This window comes from Nocardioides sp., assembly GCF_964229035.1.
In the GTDB taxonomy this organism is placed as follows: Bacteria; Actinomycetota; Actinomycetes; order Propionibacteriales; family Nocardioidaceae; genus Nocardioides.
On record NZ_CAXRAZ010000009.1, the window covers coordinates 64147 to 84569 of the forward strand.

A 20423-nucleotide genomic window follows, 5' to 3' on the forward strand; every position below is an offset into this window, starting at 1 on the left:
CGCGGGGAAAGTCGATCCGGGAGGTAAAGATCCGCGCCGACCGATTGCGCGGTGCTCGCCCGCTACCTAGCGTTGACGCAGCAAACGCCACACCGCACCTCGATCCGTATCCGCGATCCGACAGCGAGGCGTCACATGAGAATGCTCGTCACCACTGCCCCGGCCGGCTCCGTCAACGGCTGGACCCGTTCAGGTCTCTACCTCTCCACCGGCCTCGCCCTGGCCGATCTGCCGACGATCCTCTACCGCCCACCGGAGGGGAACACTGCTTCGCCGGCGCCCGTGCTCGCGCTGCTGACGCTGTGCGGCGCCATCACCCTCATCGGCGTGATCATCACCCTCGTGGCGGGCTTCCGCGGCGGCATCCACGTGGTTGCGATCTCCCGCATCACATCGGTACTGCTGGGCATCCCCAGCGCACTCTCCGCAACGATGAGCGAGGAGGTGCAGAGCTTCGCGATCTATTCGGTGCCGATGGGCGTGCTCGCCGTCGCCCTGCTCTACCACCGCTCGTCCCGCCCGCAGCCACCACGCTCCACCGCTCCCGCCTGATCGCCGGCGTCCACCTGACCGTGACCGACCCCGTCCTAGGCTCGCCCACGGCGGCTGCCTCGCAGCCGCCGCCCGCACAGCCCAACGCACAGGACAGAGGCACACCATGAAGATCGCGGTTCTCGGCACGGGCGCCATGGGCGCGCGGATGGCGGCACGTCTGGTCGCCACCGACGGCTTCGAGGTGACGGTGTGGAACCGCTCGGCCGGCCGCACCGCCGATCTCGAGGCGGCCGGCGCCACGGTGGCGGCGACACCCGCCGAGGCCGTGTTCGGTGCCGACGTGGCACTCGCGATGCTGCGCGACGACGACGCCTCCCGCCAGGTCTGGCTCGGGGACGACGGCGCGCTCGCGGCGCTGCCCCAGGCCGCCGTGGCCCTGGAGTGCTCGACCATCACCCCCGCGTGGGCGCGTGAGCTGGCCGCGGCGGCCGACGCGCTCGGCGTGCGCCTGCTCGACGCACCGCTGTCAGGGTCGACCCCGCAGGCCGAAGCCGGCGCGCTGATCTTCTTCGTCGGCGGCGACGCCGACGCGCTCGCCACGGCCCAGCCCGTGCTCGACGTGGTCGGCGGCGCCACCCACCACCTCGGCTCCAGCGGCGCGGGCGCGCAGCTCAAGCTCGCCACCAATGCCCTGCTCGCCACCCAGGTGGCGGCGGTGGGCGAGATCGTCGCGATGCTGCAGGGCAGCGGCCTCGACGCCGCCCAGGCGGTCGAGGTGCTCGCCAGCACCCCGGTGATGAGCACGGCCGCGGCCGGTGCCGCACGCAACGTCGCCGTCGGCAAGTTCCCCCTCGCCTTCGCCCTCGAGCTGGCGGTCAAGGACCTCGAGTACGCGCGTCGCGACGCGGCCTCGCGTCGTCCTGAGAGGCTGCCGCTGCTCGACGCGGTGACCGAGCGCTACCGCGCGGCGGTCGAGGCCGGGTTGGCGCAGGAGAACTTCACGGCCGTGGCCAAGCTCTACGGCACCGAGGACTGACGATTTCTCGACCCTCGCCACCTGCGTCGCGAGGAGCACCTACGCTGCGGCCGTGATCATCACCCGCAGGATTCTCGGACCGGCCCTCGTCGGCCTGCTCGCCACCCTCCTCCCGCTGCTCGCCACGCCGGCCGACGGCGCCTCGCCCGGCGGCGCGTCGTCCACGAGCGCGAAGCGCGCCGGAGGCTTCAGCTGCATCACCGACGTGCTCATCCGCACCTCCTCGGGGCGCGTCGTGCTGCGCCGCCTCGACAACAACCGCACCGTCGTCCAGAAGACGAGCGCCAAGGCCGTCTCGTGGCGCCCGGTGTTCTCGCGGTTGGTGGCGCTCGAGCGCTGGCCTGGCTACGAGAGGAACGACGTGATCGTGGCCGCCACCGATGGCCGGGTGCGCATCGTCCGCCTGACGTGGCGCGATGGCAGCAGTGCGCTGTCGGTGAAGGTGCTGCGGGTGCTCGGACGCGGCTTCCCGAACCGACTCATCACCTTCGACGGCCGGACCCTCTACTGGGTGGGCGGTGATGGTCAGCTGAGGAGCTCGGCCCTGAACCGAGGCCAGAACCGCCTGAGCAAGCCGCGCCTCGTTGGTCACACGGTCACCGACGTCACCGCGCTGACCGCGCAGGAGACCAACTACGGGATGCGCCTGTTCTGGGCTGCTCGCGACGGATCCATCCACCTCTACGTCCCCGACCAACGGCGCGAGCTGACCCTCAGTCGTCCGACCGGTCACCCGCTGCGGCTGCTCAAGTCGTCCTTCTGCGCGCTGCGCAACTCCTATCGCGAGGTCGACTACGCGGGCCTCGTGAGCGTCGAGCGCACCGGACGGGCGACCTTCCGCCGCGCGGTCGAGACCACCGACGAGGAGAAGGTCGTGCTTCGCGGCAGCCTCACAGCGCCGGTCGTCGTCCGTGGCAACTGGAAGCAGCCTGCGCTCGGCTGAACTCGCGGAAGTGAGCGGCGGCGGTCAGTGCGCCGCGATCACGTCGGTGACGTCGTGGATGCCGGGTGCCTCGACCCGGCGCATCGAGTCGGCGTGGTCAAACTCGAAACCGAGAGGCGTTCCAGGCTCGAGGCGATAGAGCACCGACGAGGGGGCCTCGGTCGCGTCGGGCGGGCTGCCGTCGTCCACGTTGGGGAGCCAGACCGGCTTGCCGGCGCGGAAGCAGTGCTCGACCAGCTGCGCGAGCTCGACGAGGGCGGCGTCGTTGGGCACGGGGTAGCGGGCGACGCCCCCGCCGATGCGCGGGTGGATCAGTGCAGCCATCGTCGGCCTCCTTGCCTCGGGGGTCTGTGATCGTCCGATCGGCGTCCATGTCACATATCTGCGCCCTCTCGACGACCGGATCGCGCCCTCTCGGCGACCGGATCGCGCCCTCTCGACGACCGGATCGCGCCCTCTCGGCGCACCATGCTTGCCATCTCGGCGAGGATGGGGAGCGTGCACGGGGACGGAGCCGAGACGGTGTGGGACCTCGTGGTCGTGGGTGGCGGGACGGCGGGGCTGGTGGCCGCCAAGACCGCGGCGCGCCTGGGTACCCGCACGCTGCTCGTCGAGCGCGATCGCACCGGCGGCGACTGCCTGTGGAGCGGGTGCGTGCCGAGCAAGTCGCTGCTGGCGGCCGCCCATGCGGCTGCGGAGGCACGGCAGGCAGGCCGCTTCGGCGTCCACTCACCCGAGGTCACGGTCGACTTCGCCCAGGTGATGGCGCACGTGCAACGCGCGATCGCGACCATCGAACCGGTCGACTCCCCCGTCTCCATCGAGGCGACGGGCGCGGTGGTGCACCAAGGCACGGCACGCTTCACCGGCCCCGACCGACTCGAGATCGACGGCGAGCCGGTGCGCTTCCTGCGGGCGGTGATCGCCACCGGCGCGGCGCCGACGGTGCCCGACATCCCCGGGCTCACCGCCGCAGGCCCACTCACCAACGAGTCCGTCTGGGACCTCACCGCCCTGCCGGCCCGCCTCGCGGTGCTCGGCGGCGGCAGCATCGGCTGCGAGCTCGGGCAGGCCTTCGCCCGCCTCGGCAGCAGCGTCACCCTCATCGAGCAAGGCCCACGCCTGCTCCCGCGCGAGGACGCCGACGCCGCCGCGGCGGTGCAGCGAGCGCTCGAGTCCGACGGCGCGCAGGTCGCACTGGGACGCAGCGTCGCGCGGGTCGAGCAGGAAGGCGAGGCGAGCCGCCTGCACCTGGGCGACGGCAGCAGCCTCGAGGTCGACCGCATCCTCGTCGCCACCGGACGACGCCCGCGCACCGCCGACCTCGGCCTGGACGCCGCCGGTGTGGAGGTGCGCGACGACGGCACCGTGCTCGTCGACGACCACCTGCGCACGACCAACCATCGCATCTGGGCGGCCGGCGACCTCACCGGGCACCCGCAGTTCACCCACGTCGCGGGCTCGCACGGCAGCCTCGCCGCCAGCAACGCCGTGCTCGGGGTGCGGCGCAGCGTCGACCCGGTGGTGCCGCGCGTCGCCTACACCCGGCCCGAGGTGGCGGCCGTGGGCGTGGCGACCGGTGCGCCACCCCCAGGCGTCCGCGTCGTCACCCTCCCCCACGAGGACGTCGACCGCGCCGTCGCCGAGGGCACCACCGACGGGTTCACGCGCCTCGCCCTCGACAGCCGCGGGCGCATCGTCGGCGCCACGGTGGTCGGTCCGCGGGCGGGCGAGAGCCTCGGCGAGCTCGTGCTCGCAGTGAAGCGGGGTCTGCGCACGCGCGACCTGGCGGGCGTCGTCCACGCCTACCCGACGTGGAACGACGGCCCGTGGAACGCGGCGCTCGCCGACGTCCGCGAGCAGCTGGAGGGCCCGCTCGTGCAGCGCGGGCTCGGCGCCCTCGTGCGCGTGCGGCGTCGCGCGACCCGACCGAGGCGCGCGACCCCGCGTGGGGGAGGAGAGGCAGCGGCTGCTGCTGATCGGCGCCGGGCACGCGCACCTGCACCTGCTGCTCCACGCCGAGCGGCTCACGAGAGCCGGCTACACGATCACCCTCGTGGCGCCCCGGTGGTTCGACTACAGCGGCGGTGCGGTGGCGGCGGCGCTCGACCCGGCGGCGCACGCGAGCAACCGGATCGACGTCGCGGCGCTTGCGGCTCGCGCCGGCATCGAGCACGTGGTCGGCACCGTGGCCGCGCTCGACCCCGAGCTCCGCACGGCCGTGAGCGACGACGGCACCGCGGTGGCCTGGGACATCGCCTCGCTCAACATCGGCAGCACGGCTGCGCCATCGGCGCCGCTCTCGACGCCGCCCGCGGCCCCGCCGTCCGCCGGAGCGATCGCGGTGGCGATCAAGCCGCTCGACGGTCTGCTCCGGCTGCGCGAGCACCTCGCCGCGCCGCCACCGCCCGGTGGTTGGACGGTCGAGGTCGTCGGCGCCGGCGCGAGCGGGATCGAGCTCGCGGCGCAGCTGGCCGCGCGCCGCGAGGTGGGCGTCGTCCACCTCGTCGAGCAGGCGCCGCAGATCGCGGGAGACCTGCCGCCGGGGGCGCGGCGATGGGTGGAGCGCACCCTGCGACGGCGGGGCGTCGTCGTCCACACGGGGGCGGGTGAGGAGCGCGCGGATCTGCCACCTGGAGGGATCATCTCTGCCACGCCGGCGCATCAGGGGTGCCACGTCGACGTGCGGGTGGTGGCGGCGGGGTTGGTGCCGGTGGAGCTCGCGCGGCGCGCGCCGCTGGGCGGGCCGCGCGGGATCCCGGTGCGAGCGACCCTGCAGCACCGCGACCACGACCACGTGTACGCCGCCGGCGACTGCGCCGACTTCCTGCCGCGGCCGCTCCCGAAGGTCGGCGTGCACGGGGTGCGGCAGGGTCCGGTGCTGCTGGAGGCGCTGCTGGCGCGCGCGACGGAGCCCACCGCCGGCGCTCCGGTCTACCGACCGCAGGAGCGAGCGCTGGCGGTGATCGACCTCGGCGACACGGGGCTCGCCGTGCGCGGTCGGTGGTGGTGGGCGGGGCGCTCGGCGCTGCTGCTCAAGCGCTCGATCGACCGGCGCTGGTTGGCGCGCTACTCCTGAGGCTCGTCGTCGCCCTCTGAGCCGTTGCTCGAGCCCAGCAGTCGCAGGCCGACCCGCCCGGCGCCGAGGGTGAGCAGCACCAGCACCGCCACGCCGACCACGATGCCCACCGGGTCGGCGCCCGAAGCACCCACCGCCGCGTAGGCGAGCGCGCCCGGGACGATGCCGGCAGCGGTGCCGAGCGTGTAGTCGCGCCCGCGCACGCCGAGCAGACCGCAGGCGTAGTTCAGCGGGGTGAACGGGAAGAGCGGCAGCAGACGCACCGCCAGCACGGCGGACAGACCATGGCGGCGCAGCACCTCGTCGGCCTGGGCGAGTCGGCCGCTGAGCAGTCGGTCGACCGCGGAGCGACCGAGCCGGCGTCCGAGCGCGAAGCCGCCGAGCGCACCGAGCATCGCCGCGACCCAGGCGAGCAGCGCGCCCCACCACAGCCCGAACAGTGCGCCGGCCGAGAGCGTGAGCACCGAGGCGGGCGCCGGCACCAGGGTGAGCGCGGCGTAGCCCAGCACGAAGAGGACGACGCCCCACGCTCCCGTGCCGTCGACCGCCTCGCGCAGGCGCTGCGGCCCGTCCCACCCGCTCAGCTGCAGGGCGAGCGCCACGGCGACGAACACCGCCAGCAGGGCGACGAGCCGCAGCACGTCGCCTCGGCTCGCGCCCGGTGCGTGCTCGCTCATCGTGTGGGCCTGCTCAAGGTGCGGTAGCCCCCGACCATCCGCTGCGTCGCGCTCACCGCCACCACGCCCGCCCAGATGCTCGCGATGAGCGCAGCGTGCGCGGGCAGCAGCAGCCACAGCGTGTGGACGACGACCGTCTCGCCGCCCTCGGCCAGCCCGCCGAGGAAGCTGAGCGAGCGGCCGTCGTCCAGCTGGTGGCCGGTGCGCTCGGCGATGGAGGAGAAGGCGAGGAAGGCCGCGCCGTTGACGTAGTAGGCCAGCAGCACCGCGGCGAAGGGCAACCAGTCGCCCGGCCCGGCCGACGCGGGCACGCTGCCAATGGCGACGCCGACGACGCCCGCGCCATAGACGACGAAGTCGGCCGTGATGTCGAGGAAGCCACCGGCCGGCGACGACCGGCCGCGATGCCGCGCGAGGGCGCCGTCGAGCCCGTCGACCACCCGCGAGACCACCCAGGCTGCGGCCGCCCAGCCCCACTGGCCGGTGGCGGCCAGCACGGCGCTCGCGAGGCCGAGGGCGAGGCCGGCGAGGCTCAACCGGTCGGGCGTGACGACGGGGACGTCGATCGCGCCCGCGACGCGGGCGAGCGGTTCGTCGAGCCGGCGGCGCAGCACGGCGTCGAACATCGCCCACCTCCTCCCCGCCGGTCGACCGACGACTCCGATGCCACCGGTCCGGCTCCAGCATGCCCGGCCCCTCCGACCCATCCACCGGAGCCACCCCCGACGAATCGGTGGTCGTGGCTACTCTTCGAACCGACCGGCAGCACCCGACCACGGCGAGGAGACCCACGATGACCCGTCAGCGCCGCGCCGCTGCCGTCGCGCTCGGCCTCGCAGCGGCCGCCACTGCGCTCGCCGGCTGCAGCGCTCCCGCCGCCGCGCCCACGGCGTCGAAGCAGCAGCCGTGGTCGCAGGTGCTCGACGAGGCTCGCGGGCAGACCGTCGACCTGTGGATGTTCGGCGGCGACGCCCGCGGCAACGCCTACGTGGACGACGTGCTGGCCCCCGCCGCCGAGCAGCTGGGCGTCACCCTGCGCCGGGTGCCGGTGGCCGACACCAAGGACGCGATGCGTCGTCTGCTCGCCGAGCGCGCGGCCGGGGAGCGTGAGGGCACGGTCGACCTCGTGTGGGTCAACGGCGACAACTTCGCCACCGGCCGCGAGGCCGACGCGTGGCTGTGCGGCTGGGCCGACCGCCTGCCCAACGCCGCGCTGGTCAGCAAGGACGACCCGCTGGTGGCCGAGGACTTCGGCGTGCCGGTCGACGGCTGCGAGGCGCCCTGGCACAAGGCCCAGTTCACCTTCGCCTACGACTCCGCGCGGGTGAGCGACCCGCCGTCCACGGTGGCCGAGCTGCTCACCTGGGCCGAGGAGCACCCGGGGCGCTTCACCTACCCCGCACCTCCCGACTTCACCGGCTCGGTGTTCGTGCGCCAGGCGCTCTACGGGCTCGCCGGCGGCCCGGCGGAGGTGCCGGCCGCCTTCGACCAGCAGGCCTTCGACGACCTCACCCCGCGGCTGTTCGAGCGGCTGCGTGCGATCGCGCCGTCGCTGTGGCGCGAGGGTCGCACCTATCCGCGCGACCAGCAGGCGCTCGACCGCCTCTTCGCCGACGGTCAGGTCGACTTCACGATGACCTACGGTCCGGCAACCCTCACCGACCTCGTCGCCGACGGCACCTTCCCCGCCACCACCAAGGTGCTCACCACCACCGACGGCACGGTGGGCAACGCGAGCTTCCTCGCCATCCCCGCCTCCTCCCCCGACTCCGCGGGAGCGCAGGTCGTGGCCAACCTCGCGCTCTCGCCCGAGCAGCAGGCGGCCAAGGCCGACCCGCGGGTGTGGGGCCAGTTCACCGTGCTCGACCCCGACCTCCTCGACCCCGCGGACGTCGACCGCTTCGACGTCCTGCCCGATTCCCCCGTCGTGCCGCCCTACGAGCAGCTCGCCGAGAAGGCGCAGCCCGAGCTCTCCTCCGCCTGGGTCGCCCCGCTGGACGACGGGTGGCGCCGCGAGGTGCTCGGGCGGCGATGACGCACGCCCGCGAGTCATCCGCCGGCGCCCTGCCGGGAGTCGTGGCGATCACGGCCGTCTCCGGCACCGCGATGGTGGCCGTGCTCGCGACCTCTCTCGGGCTGATGCCGCTCTACGGCGAGCCCGCGCTCACCGGCGAGGGCTGGCGGGCGGCGGCACCCGACCTGCTGGCCGGCGTGGCCGAGACACTGCGCATCGCACTGCCCGCCACCGTGCTCGCGGCTGGGATCGGACTGGCGCTGTGCGCGCTGATGCTCCGCCCCGGGCGCTCGGCCGTGCTGGTGCGCGCGGCCTGCCTGGTGGCGCTCGCCGTGCCGCACCTCGTGGGTGCGACCTCGGTGGGGCTGCTGCTCGGCGACGGCGGCCTGGGGGCGCGGCTGCTCTCCGGCGTCGGCGCCGAGGCCGGATGGCCAGCCCTCGTCGGCGGGCCGCTGCCGGTAGCCACCGTGCTCGAACTGGCGTGGAAGGAGTCGGCGTTCGTGGCGCTCGTCGTCCTCGCGGCGGTGGCGCCCGGCCACCGCGAGCGCGTGCAGGTGGCGGCCGGGCTGGGGGCGAGTCCGCGGCAGCGGGTCACGCGGGTGCTGGTCCCCACCGCGCTGCCGGCACTGGCGGCGTCCTCGCTGGTGACGCTGGTCTACGCCGTGGGCTCCTACGAGGTGGCGTGGCTGCTCGGCCGGGCCTCCCCCGAGCCACTGCCCGTGCTCGCCTACCGGCTCTTCGGCTCGATCGAGCTCGACGACCGCGCCGCCGCAGCAGCCGCGGCGGCCACCGGCTCGGCGCTCGCCCTGCTGCTGGCGGTGCCGGCGCTGGTGGCCCTGCCGCGACTGCGCGCAGCGCTGGCTTCGGGAGTGGGGGCATGACCACGGCAGCCGTGGTCGCTGGCCACACCCATCGTCGACGCCGGTGGGCCGCGGGAGCCGTCGGCGCCCTGGCGCTGGCGTGGCTGCTCGTACCCCTGCTGCCCGTGCTGGTGTGGGCGGCGGCCGAGCGCTGGCCGTTCCCCGACGTGCTGCCGAGCGCGTGGGGTCTCGTCGGCTGGCGCGAGGCCGTGGACGCCGGCCTGCCCGCCGCCCTCCTGCGCTCGGCCGGGCTCGGACTCGCCGTCGCGGCACTGGCCACGCCGCTGGGGTTGATGCTCGGGCGCGTGCTCGGCTGGGGGCTGGTGCGGCGTCGCGGACTGCTCGTCACCGTGCTCCTGCTGCCCTTGGTGCTGCCCGCCTTCGCCGTGGCGATGGGGCTCGACGTGGTCGTGTTGCGCGTCGGCGTGCCCGACCGGCTGGCCGTCGTCCTCGTGCTGGCGACGATGGCACTGCCCTACACCGCCCTCACCACGGCGGCCGGGTTCGCGCGCACCTCACCGGACCTCGCCGCGCAGGCTCGAGCCCTGGGCGCCACCCCCGGTCGGGCGCGACGCCAGGTCGTCCTGCCCGCGTTGCGTGGCAGCATCGTGGTGGCCGCGCTGCTGGCGTTCCTGGTGGGGTGGAGCGACTACGTGGTCACGGTGCTGATCGGGGGCGGGCAGCTGGTGACCGCTCCGGTGCTGCTCGGCTCGGCCGCCGCCGGATCGGGCAACGAGCCCGTCACCGCCGCGCTCGCCGTGGCCACGCTCGTGCCGCCGGTGGTGCTGGTGCTGCTGGCCGGGGCCACCGGCCGCGGGAGGCGAGCACGATGAGCGACCTCTCCCTCGAGGGCGTCACGCACCACTATCCGCGCGCGGAGGCCGCGACCCTCTCCGAGCTGTCGTTGCACGTCCCCGCGGGCCGGATGCTCGCCGTCGTCGGCCCGTCGGGCTCGGGCAAGAGCACGCTGCTGCGGGTGGTTGCCGGGCTCGAGCGACCCGCAGCCGGACGGGTGCTGCTCGGCGGCACGGACGTGACCGAGGTGCCCACCGAGCAACGCGATCTCACCGTCATGTTCCAGGCACCGCTCCTCTTCGACCACCTCGACGTGCTCGGCAACATCGCCTTCGGCCCCCGCATGGCCGGCCTGGCGCGCCGCGAGGCCCGCCGCGCCGCCGAGAGGTACCTGCGGCTGGTGCACCTCGACGACCTCGCACGACGTCGCGTGGGCGAGCTCTCGGGTGGTCAGCAGCAGCGGGTCGCGCTGGCCCGCGCCCTCGCCGCACGCCGCGGTGTGCTGCTGCTGGATGAGCCCTTCAGCTCGCTCGACCGCCCCCTGCGCGCTGCGATGCACGAGCTGCTGGGCGAGGTGCGCCGCGAGCTGTCGCCCACCGTCGTCATCGTCACCCACGACCTCGACGAGGCCGCCAGGGCCGACGAGGTCGCCGTGCTCGTCGACGGGCGCGTGCAGCAGCAGGCGGCCATGGCAGAGCTGCACAGCAGGCCCGCCACCCTCGCCGTGGCGCGGCTGGTGGGTGGCTTCACCGAGGTGCCAGGTTCGATCGACGGCGGCGTGCATCGCTCCGTGTGGGGTGCCGTGCGGCTCGCTGACGGCTGCCAGGCCGTCGACGGCCCGGCGACGCTGCTGCTGCGGCGCGAGGCATTGCGGGTGGCCGATCCGGCTCTTCCGGCCGCCTCGACAGCTGCGGGGGTCGAGGCGCGGGTGGTCGGCGCACGCGCCGCGGGGCCCCGCACCCTCCTCGCCCTCGTGGACGACGACGGGCACGCCGTCGAGGTCGAGCTCGGCGTGGGCGTCACCCCGCCCCCCGCGGGGGCGCGGCTGCGCGTCGTCCTCGATGAGGGGGCGGACGTCGGAGGGCGGTGGGCGATCAGCGGCTGACGCCCCAGCCTCACTTCTCGGGGTCGTGGCCCCAGTTCATCAGCGAGTAGCGCCACGCCGAGTCGCTGACGTCACCCTTCGGGCGCTGCGCGAGATGGCGGTGCACGTAACCGACGACCTTGCGCATGTGGGCGGCGTCGTCGTCGGTGAGGTCGGTCTTGTTGGCGCGCAGGATCTTCACGATGCGCCGACCGGATGCGTGGCCGGTGCTCTCACCGCCCGATCCGCTGTCGCCGACATCCTTCGACTCCGGGGTCTGCAGGAACTTCTCGAGCTCGGCGGCGGTGAGGTTGACCGCGTCCTGCCAGTCGTCCCAGACCTCGGCCACCGACTCCCGGGTCTGCGCCACGTCAGGCCTTGCTCAGGGCGTCGGGCTTGTGGACCGCCTCGCCGCCGTTGTCGCTCTTGACGAGGTACTGCGGCTCGTCCTTGCTGGCGCGCACGGTGCGACCGGCGAGCTCGGTGTCGCTGGTGACCTTGCGGACGACCTCGCCCTCGGCGGTGCCGCCGTGGCTCTTCCAGGTGACCCGGTCACCCTTGCTGAACTCCTGCATTGCTGCCTCCTCCTGCTCGGGGCTCGCCCTGTCGGGGGCCGAGGTACCCGGCAGGAGGGGATGCAGCCGTCAGAACCGGGTCGCTGTCGGTCCGCGTACCCGAGATCAGTGGTGCCACGGCGGGAGATCAGCCGAGATCAGCCGAGCGGGGCGTCCTCGCGCACGTGGGCCGCGGCGCTGCGACCTTCGTCCGCCACCTGGCCAGCGGCATCCTGCGCGCCGGCCTTCACCTCCTGCGCGGCGTCGGCGGCGGCGGCGCGCACCTCCTCCCCCACGTCGCGGGCGGCCTGGGCGGCCTGGTCGGCGAGGGGCGAGTCCTTGACGGCCTCGCTCACCCGCCCTGCCACCGCGGCCTCGCGCTCGCTCGCAGGCAGCAGCGCCGCCACGACCAGGCCGGCGCCGAAGGCCAGCAGGCCCGCTCCGAGGGGTGATCCCTCGACCCGCCGCTCCGCGGTGTGGACGACGCTGTGCGCGCCGTCCTGGACCGCGCCAGGCAGTGCCTGGGCTGCGTCGGTGGCCGAGTGCGCCACATGGCTCGCGGTGGATCCGGCGGCGCCGCCCGCCGAGCCTGCGGTGCCCATCACCGTGTCACGCATCGAGCCGAGCTTTCCGCGGACGGCGTCCTTGCGTCGTCCGATGACCCGGCCGGGAGCGACCTTGTCGTAGAGCGCGTCGACGTCGCGGGACAACTCGGCGCGAGTGCGTTCGATCTCCTGCGGGATCTCGCCCGAGGTGGGGGTGGTCGCGGCCACCTCTGCGGTCATCCGTTCTTCATGTGCTGAGCCCATCGGGCGTCCTCCTTGAGAGTCTGCTGGGTGGTGGGGAGTGCCGGCGTGAGGCGGGCGAAAGCCTTCCGACCGGTGAGCGCGAGGCCAGCCGCTGCGATAGCCCAGGCCGCCCCAACGATCAATGCGGCCCACGCCGCGTCGAGCCAGTGGCCGAGGCCGAGGACGGCGGCGAGGGAGACGAAGATCAGGGCGAGGTGCCCGGCGATGCCGGCACCGCCGAACAGACCGGCACCCCGGCCCGCGCGGGCGATCTCGCTGCGCGCCTCGGTCTTGGCGAGGTCGACCTCCTGGCGCACCAGGGTGGAGAGGTCGTGCGCGATGTCGCCGACGAGGTCACCGAGCGAGCGACCATCCGCCGTCTCATCGGTGCCGGCGGGTCCGGCGTGCGCAGGAGACGGCGCGGGTGGCGGCGGGACGCTCGGATCGTGCTGTGTGCTCACGGCGTCGTCCCCCCGGGGGTGCGCAGGCCGGCCAACGGCGCGTGCGGGGGCGGCGGGACGTCGACAGCCGTGGCCTCGACCCCGGAGAGCGGCTCACCGGTGAGCGTTCCAGCGCGGACGCCGGCGGCGAGCTCGGTGTCGGTGGGCGACGGGTAGCCGACGTGGGCGTCGTCCGAGTTCGCGGAGCCGGCCGAGCCCGGGCCGGCTGCGGCTGTCGCGCTGCCGCGGGCAAGTCGTCCGGCCACCACGCCCGCGGCGAGCGCGCCGAGCAGGAAGGTGCCCGGGCGACGTCGGGCGAAGCCGCGCGCCGCGTCGAGCAGGTCGCTGGGATCGCGACCCTGCAGCTGTCGACTCAGGTCCCGCGCGCGTTCGCTGGCCTGCGTCACGACCTCGCGCGCCAGCCCGCTACCGGGCTCGTCGCCCTGCGCCAGCGATTCGAGGTCGGAGGCGAAGCCCTGCAGAGTGCTCGTGAGACTCTCGAGCTGCGAACGGGCTTGGTCTTGGACCGAGGATCGCGCTTCGTCGATCAGGTTGCGCGCCTCGTCACGCGCGGTCGAGGCCACCTCGCTCGCCTGGCTCCGCGCCACCTCCGCCACGTGGCGGCTCTCGTCGGCTGCGGTGCCGGCGGCCCGGCGAGCCTGATCGGCCGTACCGGTGTCGGTGGTGCTGCCGGCTCCTGCACCCTCCTGGGCGCGGTCGCTGTCGTGCTGTGTCGTCATCGTCGACCTCTCTAGGTGTCGCTCGTGGACAGGTCGCGACCGGTACCCGACGCCTCGTCGGCTGAGACGCGCGCGGTGGCGGCGCGTCGTCCACGGGCCGTCGGCGGGTTGGCTGACCGACCAAGACCCGTGCCCGCCGGAGCAGCCCGATCAGTCGGTGAGCGTGCCGCCGACCCGGTCGGCGAGGTCGACGCACACGTGCACGAGGTCGGCGAAGAAGACATCGGTGAGGGCGTCGAGGAGGGTGGGGTCGAACGGCACGGCAGGCACCGAGAGCTCCTGGACGACGTGCTGGCCGTAGCGGACCCAGCGCGACCAGCGGTACTTGCGGTTGAGCACGTTGAGCTCGACGTCGGCATTGGTGCTGGTGACGCTGTGCATCAGCACCGAGAAGAGGCCGATCACCGGCACCGGCTCATGGTCGGGGATGCGGAGGTACCCGCCGATCTCGCCGTGGGTCGCGGCGAGGCCGCGGTAGATGAAGCGGATGTCGCCGTCGTCGTCGAGGTCGGCCTCGGGGTCGCGGCCGCGCAGGTGCTCGAGCACCAGCTCGCGCAGCACCTCGGCGTCCTGGACCACGACGTGCTCGAGGCGCGGCGGCGCGTCCTCGACCAGCCGGTCGGCGCCCACGGACTCGGCGTCGGCGAGCCCGAGCACCCCCACACCCGCCGCGGCCGGGCCCTGCGCGGACGCGGTGAGCAGGGAGGGGTGGGGCAGCTGGTGGCCGTCGCGCAGCTGGACGGCGGTGCGGCTCGCCACGTCGGCCGCCCGGGCGGCGTCCTCGGCGGTGAGGACGACGCGCGCCGACGCGTCGTCCGCGCTCGGCACGTGGAGGTCGAGGCGGTCGGAGGAGTCGAGCATCGTCGTGAGGTAGGCGGCCAACCGCACCTCGAAGACCTGCCAGGGATCGGTCATCGTCCGTCACCTCCTCCGCTCCCGGCGCTCAGGACGTCCCGACCAAGACTAGAAGGCGGCTCCACGCCGCCAGGCCATCTCCTGCAGCTCGAAGGAGTTGCCGTCGGGGTCGGCGAAGTCGGCCCCGCGCACGCCGCGGCCGTAGTCGCGCACCTCGCTCACCGCCACGCCGCGGCCGAGCAGCTCCGCGCGGGCTGCGTCGACGTCCTCGACGACGAGGTGCAGCCCGCGGACTGATCCGGGCTCGCCGCGGTACACCTCGAACCCGGTGCCGAACCCCAGCGAGCAGCCCGAGCCCGGCGGCGTCACCTGGACGACGCGCGCCCCCGGCGAGGGCTCCACGTCGATGTCCACCGCGAAGCCGAGGGTGTCGCGGTAGAAGGCGAGGGAGGCATCGACATCGGCGACCGGCAACGGCACGAGCTCGAGCTTGTAGCGCATGCACCGATCCTCGCACCAGCGAGCCACGTCGCGCGCGGCGCGCGCCTACCGCCAAACCGCCTCCTGACCTGGCCCGATCCCCTAATCTCATCGAATCGCCCGGTCGCATCGCCGGTCGGGCCCGGAGCAGCCGAGGGAGCGTGGCTTGAGCACATCGTTGGAGTCGAAGAAGGGCCTGAACACCGGATCGCTGGGCCTGGTGGCGAGCGTCGCCCTGGGCGTCTCGGTGATCGCGCCGGCCTACACGCTCACCGCGTCGGTGGCCTACGTGGCCCAGGAGGTCGGCCCGCAGATGCCGGCGATCTTCCTCATCGGCTTCATCCCGATGCTGCTCGTGGCCTTCGGCTACCGCGAGCTGAACGCCGACACTCCCGACAGCGGCACCTCGTTCACGTGGGCCACCAAGGCGTTCGGCCCCTACGTCGGCTTCATGGGCGGTTGGGGGCTGATCGCAGCCACGGTGATCGTGCTGTCGAACCTCGCCGCGATCGCGGTCGACTTCCTCTACCTGGCGCTCGCGCAGATCACCGGCAACGACAGCATCGCCGACCTGACGAACAACGACGCGATCAACATCGCCACGTGCACGGCCTTCGTGGCGATCGCGGTCTACATCTGCTACCGAGGCATCGAGGCCACGCGGCCCATCCAGTACTTCCTGGTGAGCTTCCAGGTGCTCGTGCTGATCGTGTTCATCATCGCGGCCATCGCCGGCTCGGGCGGCGCCGACGCCAGCAGCGACCTGTCGTTCAGCTGGTCGTGGTTCAACCCCTTCGAGATCGACTCGTTCAGCGCGGTGGCGGCCGGCGTCTCGCTCTCGATCTTCGTCTACTGGGGTTGGGACACCTGCCTCACCCTCAACGAGGAGACCGACGGCGCCGAGTCGACCCCCGGCAAGGCGGCGGTGCTCACGGTCACCGTCGTCGTCGCGCTCTACCTGCTTATCGCCGTGGCGGTGCTGCTCTTCGCCGGACTCGGCGACACCGGGCTGGGCATGAACAACTCCGAGATCGCCGACAACGTCTTCGTGGCGCTCGCCTCGCCTGTGCTCGGCCCGCTGGCGGTGCTGATGAGCCTCGCCGTGCTCACCAGCTCGGCCGCCTCGCTGCAGTCGACCTTCCTCTCCCCCACGCGCACGATGCTCGCGATGGGTCACTACGACGCGCTGCCGAAGCGGTACGCCGGCGTCCACCCCACCTACAAGTCGCCGGTGTACGCCACGATCGTCGCCGGCGCCGTGACGGCGATCTTCTACGGCGTCATGCGGCTGGTCAGCACGAGCGTTCTTCAGGACACGATCCTCACCCTCGGCATCATGATCTGCTTCTACTACGGCATCACCGCCTTCAGCTGCGTCTGGTACTTCCGCAAGTCCGCGTTCACCAGCGCGCGTCACTTCGCGCTGCGCTTCCTCTCCCCCCTGCTGGGCGGGATCGCGCTGACGGTGGTGTTCGTGAAGACGCTGATCGACTCCGCCGACCCCGACTCCGGAAGCGGATCGTCGGTTTTCGGCCTCGGCATGGTCTTCGTCATCGGCGTGGGCATCATCGTGCTGGGGGCGCTGATCATGGTCTACATGCGCATCACCCGCCCCGACTTCTTCGAGGGCCGCACCCTCAACGAGGAGACCCAGATCTTCGAGGACCCCTCCGGCCTGGCCTGACCAGCGGCGCTGGCGGCAGCCACCGTCGCGCTGATCGAGGAGGCGCGCCAGCGCCGTCTCGAGACCCGGTGACCGGCCCTGGAACCTGCTTGTCCACAGGGTTCTGCGGGATGTTCGGTTTGTGTCGGGGGTCCGTGCCACCATCTTCATATGACTCTCGGGGAGGGCTTCACCAGCGGTGAAGATGGCGTGGACGACGGTCCGTTCGCGCCGTTCGACGGCGTCTCCACGTCGGTGCTGCTGGATGTGTTGGTGGGTGAGGAGCAGGCTCGTCAGGCCTCGGAGGTCCGTACGTGGCAGGGCATCGTGGCGTGGGCTGAGCGCAACCTCCACGACGAGGCTGAGAAGCCGGTCGAGGACGTCGTGGCCGCATTGGACACCGGCGTGCGTCTCGCCGGCGACGGTGCACCGCTGGTGGCGGAGTTCGCGCTCATGGAGCTGATCGCGGTGCTGGGCCGCACGCCGGAGGGTGGCCGCCGCTACGTCGCCCGGCTCCTGGAATGCGCCTGGCGGCTCCCGCACGTCTACGCCGCCGTGCTTGCGGGCCGGTTGGCTCCGTGGCGAGCGACCAAGATCGCCGACGCGACGATCGACCTGAACTCCGAGGCGGCCGGGTTCGTGGACCGGCAGCTGTTCGCCGCCCACAAGGTGTCCTGGGCCCAGCTCGACCGACTCATCGATGAGGCCATCAAGCGCTTCGACCCCGAGCTGGCTGAGGCGCAGCGGCAGCGTGAGTGCGAGCAGCTGGGTGTGCGGTTCTCCGACCCGACACCGGACGGCATCTCCTACCTCGACGCCACCCTCGACGCCGGCGACGCCGCCGATCTGGAGGCTGCGACGAAGCGGCGGGCTGCGACGCGGGCGCGGTTCGGCGACGAGTCCTCCCACAACGTCCGCATGGCACGGTCGCTGGGCGACATCGCCCGCAACGACCTCGAGCTCGACCTCACCCAGGTCGACGAGAGCACCGGCGAGATCGTCACCACCTCGGCCGGACGCAAGGCCGGGGTCGTCGTCCACGTCACCCCCGAATCCCTCACCGGCGACAACCCGGTCGGGCGCTGCAACGGCAGGCCGGTCGCCACGGCCCAGATCCGGGAGTGGTTGCAGCAGGCCAGCCACATCACGATTCGACCCGTGGTCGATCTCGCCGATTGCGACCATGTCGATGCCTACGAGATCCCCGACCGACTCCGCCGCCACACCACCTGGCGTGACCATGCTTGCCGCTTCCCCGGGTGCACCCACCCGGCCACGTCCTGCGATCTCGACCACCGCGACCCGTACGACCAGGGCGGCGTCACCTGCCCGTGCAACCTCACGCCGCTGTGTCGGCGCCACCACCGCGCGAAGACCCACAGCCGCTGGCGCTACCAGTCGCTGGCGCCCGGCATCTACCGGTGGGTCAGTCCCCTCGGGCACCGGTTCCTCGTCACACCCACCGGCACCTACCCGCAGCGCGAATAGCCCCCGCCCCGGCACCCGGTCGTTGAGGAGCCTGCTCCGCAATCGTCTCGAAACGCCCCCGGGCTCACTGCCACCTGTCACCACGCGGGTCTCGAGACGGCGCTGGCGCGCCTCCTCGACCACCGGCACTTCCGCGCGCCTCCTCGACCACCGGAACCACCGGTCGTTGAGGAGGCCGGCCACGGCCGTCTCGAAACGACCCGGGGCTCACCGTCACCTGACACCGCACGGGTCTCGAGACGGCGCTGGCGCGCCTCATCGACCACCGGCACTTCCGCGCGCCTCCTCGACCGCTCGTTCCGGTGGCGCGCTGGCGCGCCTTCGGGACGATCCGTCCGAGAGTCGCCCCGTCACCACGAAGGGCCCGACGCGATGCGCCGGGCCCTCCTTGTGGTGCGTCAGGTCACGGCAGCGCGTCGGCCAGCGGGAGCGCGGCGGTGATGGAGCCGAGCAGGTCGGCGACGGCCGGCTCGGTGGTCACCCGGGTGACCACGGTGGAGACCGCTTCGTCGACGACGTCGGTGAGCTGCTGAGCCGCAGGGCTCGGCGTCACCAGCGGGTCGAGGATGGTCGAGAGGCTGACCGGGAGCGGGTTGTTGTAGACCGCGACACCGGTCCCGAGGAGGAAGTCGACGACCAGGCAGCCTGAGGCGACGGGCGTTTCGCTCGCACTCCAGGTCCCCGTACCGACGAAGTCCATCGTGCGGGGCTTGACCGTGCTCACCGGGCTGATGAAGGGCGAGACCCACACCGGGTAGCCATTCGGCTCGTTCGCGGCGGTGTCGACGCCGATCACCGAGGAGGAGGTGTTGACGAGGGCGTCGCTGCGGAAAACCCCCTGCACGTTGTAGACCGGGCCCCCGACGAGGACCCCCAGCGGGCCGGCGCTGGGCACCGACGGAAGTGCGTCGGAGCGGCGCACCGTGTAACCGTCGGGCGCGTTCCGCTGGTAGCGGCGCGGAGCGGTGGACGAGTCAGCCTTGTTGGTGACGCAGGCACCGCCCGTGAGGCGCAGCGAGGAGTAGATGTTGAGCACGATGCCGGCCTGCACGGTAGCGTCGGAGGAGATCGTGACGCCGTCGCGCTTGGTGGTCGGGTCGATCTGCAGGCCGTTGAGGAGGCTCAGAGACGTCCGCTGCCCGCCCGAGCTCACCGCCACCTCGGTCTGGAGGATCTTCGCCAGGTCGATGCCGCTGCCGGCCGCCGAGGCGGCGAGACCTGCGAGGGTCGAGCCGTAGAAGCCGTCGTTCTGGGTGCCGAGCGAGAGCAGCAAGCGGGTCGAACCGGCCACGGTGGCCGAGGCGATGAAGGCGCGGGTCTCGAGGTCGAAGACGCCGACGATGCCGACACCGTCCGCCCCGGTGGGGCGGTTGAGGAGCATGAGGCGCGGCGTGCAGCCCGCGGCGGGGTCGCACTCGACGGCCGCGGCCGGAAGGCAGGACGACGGGTCGGCCACGCACGCGTTCGGGTCGCTCGGCAGCGCGAAAGCACCGGGCAGTCCGTAGAAGGTCTGCACGCCGTCGGCGCCGGAAAGGATCGGCGAGGCGCTCGAGCCGACGGCGAAGCGGAACTCGCGCGGGTCGAGGTTGGCGCGCACCGAACCCTTACCGAGGACGTCCTTGAACTGCACCTGCCAGGGGCGGTACTCGAACTGCTGCGTACTGACGTCGAGTCCGTTGACGGCCGTGTTGGCGAGGCCGCCGCTGGCGTTGCGGTTGGGCGTGGCGACCCGGCAGACGCCGGCGCCGAAGATGTTGGCGGCGCGCACCATGTTCTGGGTGGTCGTCGTCACCGTGTAGACGCCGGCCGCGCGACCGGTGAGGTCGACGGTGGCCGACATGCCCTGGGCTCCGCTCTCGGAGACGTCACCGCGGTAGTTGCTGGTGCCCGGCGCTGGCTGCGTGGCCAGCACCGGGAAGCCCGACAGAGCACCACCCAAGCCGGCGTCACGTGCCGCGGAGACCTGGCTCAGCACCACCGAGCCGTCGGGAGCGGTGACCGTGATCGTCGTCCGGGGGCTGTTGTTCGTGCCGGCCGGGTTGTCGCCCTTGCAGGCGAGCAGCGGCGACTGCACGGTGTAGCTCGCATTGGCCGACGTCTGGGTGTAGCTGAGGCCGACCCGGTCGGCCTTGACGGTGATCGAGGAGTCGCGCACGACCGGGGTCTGGCCGGTCACCACCGGGTCGGTGGGCGTCACGGTCGTGGCCGCCATGGCCGAGGGCACCGCGACGGCGACGCCGGTGGCCAGCGCAGCTGCGAGCAGCGAGCCGCCGACGAGGCGCCCAGGTCGGGTCGAGGGCCGGGACAGCCGGGCGAGGGAGGGGACGGGACTGCGCCGTGGGGCGCGGTGCTTCGACACGCGGGACTCCTGGGGAGTTCAGGCCCACAGAGGGGCCAGGGACGGGAGCGACGAGCCGAGGTCCGATGTGACG

General features: G+C 73.1%; 21 protein-coding genes and 1 pseudogene. 11 read left to right on the forward strand and 11 right to left on the reverse strand.

Going from position 1 to position 20423, the window contains the following annotated elements:
• Positions 1 to 51: 51 nt before the first annotated feature.
• From ACERUN_RS03000 to ACERUN_RS03010, 3 genes are all read left to right on the forward strand, one after another.
• Positions 52 to 552, forward strand: coding sequence for a hypothetical protein (locus ACERUN_RS03000; protein WP_370288207.1), 501 nt, complete (start codon positions 52 to 54; stop codon positions 550 to 552).
• Positions 553 to 658: 106 nt separating this feature from the next.
• Positions 659 to 1531, forward strand: coding sequence for an NAD(P)-dependent oxidoreductase (locus ACERUN_RS03005; RefSeq protein WP_370288208.1), 873 nt, complete (start codon positions 659 to 661; stop codon positions 1529 to 1531).
• Between the two features lie 52 nt (positions 1532 to 1583).
• Entirely contained in the window at positions 1584 to 2474 is an 891-nt protein-coding gene (locus ACERUN_RS03010; protein ID WP_370288209.1) for a hypothetical protein, read from the forward strand.
• 24 nt (positions 2475 to 2498) lie between these two features.
• Here the strand turns inward: ACERUN_RS03010 and ACERUN_RS03015 are convergent, their stop codons facing one another.
• The gene (locus tag ACERUN_RS03015) at positions 2499 to 2798 is read right to left on the reverse strand and encodes a hypothetical protein (protein WP_370288210.1); all 300 of its coding nucleotides are present in this window, start codon (positions 2796 to 2798) and stop codon (positions 2499 to 2501) included.
• 165 nt (positions 2799 to 2963) lie between these two features.
• Between ACERUN_RS03015 and ACERUN_RS03020 the strand changes: the two are divergent.
• Together ACERUN_RS03020 and ACERUN_RS03025 are read left to right on the forward strand one after the other, a co-directional pair.
• Positions 2964 to 4250, forward strand: a pseudogene (locus ACERUN_RS03020) (NAD(P)/FAD-dependent oxidoreductase); the annotation flags it as partial.
• Between the two features lie 172 nt (positions 4251 to 4422).
• Positions 4423 to 5553, forward strand: a complete 1131-nt coding sequence (locus ACERUN_RS03025; RefSeq protein ID WP_370288211.1) for an NAD(P)/FAD-dependent oxidoreductase — start codon at positions 4423 to 4425, stop codon at positions 5551 to 5553.
• On the opposite strand, the gene ACERUN_RS03030 is transcribed toward ACERUN_RS03025, so the two are convergent.
• Together ACERUN_RS03030 and ACERUN_RS03035 are read right to left on the reverse strand one after the other, a co-directional pair.
• Positions 5544 to 6230, reverse strand: a complete 687-nt coding sequence (locus ACERUN_RS03030; protein ID WP_370288213.1) for a TVP38/TMEM64 family protein — start codon at positions 6228 to 6230, stop codon at positions 5544 to 5546. The two genes, ACERUN_RS03025 and ACERUN_RS03030, sit on opposite strands and share 10 nt — an antisense overlap.
• Positions 6227 to 6856 (reverse strand): CDP-alcohol phosphatidyltransferase family protein, encoded by a 630-nt coding sequence (locus tag ACERUN_RS03035; protein ID WP_370288215.1) that lies wholly within the window; start codon positions 6854 to 6856, stop codon positions 6227 to 6229. The genes ACERUN_RS03030 and ACERUN_RS03035 overlap by 4 nt, the downstream gene beginning before the upstream one ends.
• Before the next feature lie 167 nt (positions 6857 to 7023).
• Here ACERUN_RS03035 and ACERUN_RS03040 point away from each other — a divergent pair, with 167 nt between their 5' ends.
• The 4 genes from ACERUN_RS03040 to ACERUN_RS03055 are packed head-to-tail and all read left to right on the forward strand — an operon-like array spanning position 7024 to position 11004.
• A complete protein-coding gene (locus ACERUN_RS03040; protein WP_370288216.1) occupies positions 7024 to 8265 on the forward strand; it encodes an ABC transporter substrate-binding protein in 1242 nt (413 codons plus the stop codon).
• Positions 8262 to 9125: a hypothetical protein gene (locus ACERUN_RS03045; protein ID WP_370288217.1), complete on the forward strand. Its 864-nt coding sequence runs from the start codon at positions 8262 to 8264 to the stop codon at positions 9123 to 9125. Before ACERUN_RS03040 ends, ACERUN_RS03045 begins: the two co-directional genes overlap by 4 nt.
• A complete protein-coding gene (locus tag ACERUN_RS03050) occupies positions 9122 to 9937 on the forward strand; it encodes an ABC transporter permease (RefSeq protein WP_370288218.1) in 816 nt (271 codons plus the stop codon). Before ACERUN_RS03045 ends, ACERUN_RS03050 begins: the two co-directional genes overlap by 4 nt.
• Complete coding sequence (locus tag ACERUN_RS03055; protein ID WP_370288219.1) at positions 9934 to 11004, forward strand: ABC transporter ATP-binding protein; 1071 nt, start codon at positions 9934 to 9936, stop codon at positions 11002 to 11004. Before ACERUN_RS03050 ends, ACERUN_RS03055 begins: the two co-directional genes overlap by 4 nt.
• Positions 11005 to 11014: 10 nt before the next feature.
• Here the strand turns inward: ACERUN_RS03055 and ACERUN_RS03060 are convergent, their stop codons facing one another.
• From ACERUN_RS03060 to ACERUN_RS03090, 7 genes are all read right to left on the reverse strand, one after another.
• Positions 11015 to 11353 carry a DUF3140 domain-containing protein gene (locus ACERUN_RS03060; RefSeq protein ID WP_370288220.1) on the reverse strand — a complete coding sequence of 113 codons (339 nt, stop codon included), beginning with the start codon at positions 11351 to 11353 and terminating at the stop codon, positions 11015 to 11017.
• Between the two features lies 1 nt (position 11354).
• Positions 11355 to 11558 (reverse strand): DUF2945 domain-containing protein, encoded by a 204-nt coding sequence (locus ACERUN_RS03065; RefSeq protein WP_370288222.1) that lies wholly within the window; start codon positions 11556 to 11558, stop codon positions 11355 to 11357.
• Positions 11559 to 11695: 137 nt separating this feature from the next.
• Positions 11696 to 12322 (reverse strand): DUF3618 domain-containing protein, encoded by a 627-nt coding sequence (locus ACERUN_RS03070; protein WP_370288223.1) that lies wholly within the window; start codon positions 12320 to 12322, stop codon positions 11696 to 11698.
• Positions 12319 to 12786, reverse strand: a complete 468-nt coding sequence (locus ACERUN_RS03075; protein WP_370288224.1) for a phage holin family protein — start codon at positions 12784 to 12786, stop codon at positions 12319 to 12321. The genes ACERUN_RS03070 and ACERUN_RS03075 overlap by 4 nt, the downstream gene beginning before the upstream one ends.
• Complete coding sequence (locus tag ACERUN_RS03080; protein WP_370288225.1) at positions 12783 to 13505, reverse strand: hypothetical protein; 723 nt, start codon at positions 13503 to 13505, stop codon at positions 12783 to 12785. The genes ACERUN_RS03075 and ACERUN_RS03080 overlap by 4 nt, the downstream gene beginning before the upstream one ends.
• A gap of 150 nt (positions 13506 to 13655) precedes the next feature.
• Positions 13656 to 14420: a hypothetical protein gene (locus tag ACERUN_RS03085; RefSeq protein WP_370288226.1), complete on the reverse strand. Its 765-nt coding sequence runs from the start codon at positions 14418 to 14420 to the stop codon at positions 13656 to 13658.
• 48 nt (positions 14421 to 14468) lie between these two features.
• Positions 14469 to 14861: a VOC family protein gene (locus tag ACERUN_RS03090; protein WP_370288227.1), complete on the reverse strand. Its 393-nt coding sequence runs from the start codon at positions 14859 to 14861 to the stop codon at positions 14469 to 14471.
• Positions 14862 to 15006: 145 nt separating this feature from the next.
• On the opposite strand from ACERUN_RS03090, the gene ACERUN_RS03095 reads away from it, so the two are divergent.
• Both ACERUN_RS03095 and ACERUN_RS03100 read left to right on the forward strand, forming a co-directional pair.
• Positions 15007 to 16524: an APC family permease gene (locus ACERUN_RS03095; RefSeq protein ID WP_370288228.1), complete on the forward strand. Its 1518-nt coding sequence runs from the start codon at positions 15007 to 15009 to the stop codon at positions 16522 to 16524.
• 150 nt (positions 16525 to 16674) lie between these two features.
• Complete coding sequence (locus ACERUN_RS03100) at positions 16675 to 17991, forward strand: DUF222 domain-containing protein (RefSeq protein WP_370288229.1); 1317 nt, start codon at positions 16675 to 16677, stop codon at positions 17989 to 17991.
• Between the two features lie 403 nt (positions 17992 to 18394).
• On the opposite strand, the gene ACERUN_RS03105 is transcribed toward ACERUN_RS03100, so the two are convergent.
• Positions 18395 to 20350 (reverse strand): hypothetical protein, encoded by a 1956-nt coding sequence (locus ACERUN_RS03105; RefSeq protein ID WP_370288230.1) that lies wholly within the window; start codon positions 20348 to 20350, stop codon positions 18395 to 18397.
• Positions 20351 to 20423: the final 73 nt, after the last annotated feature.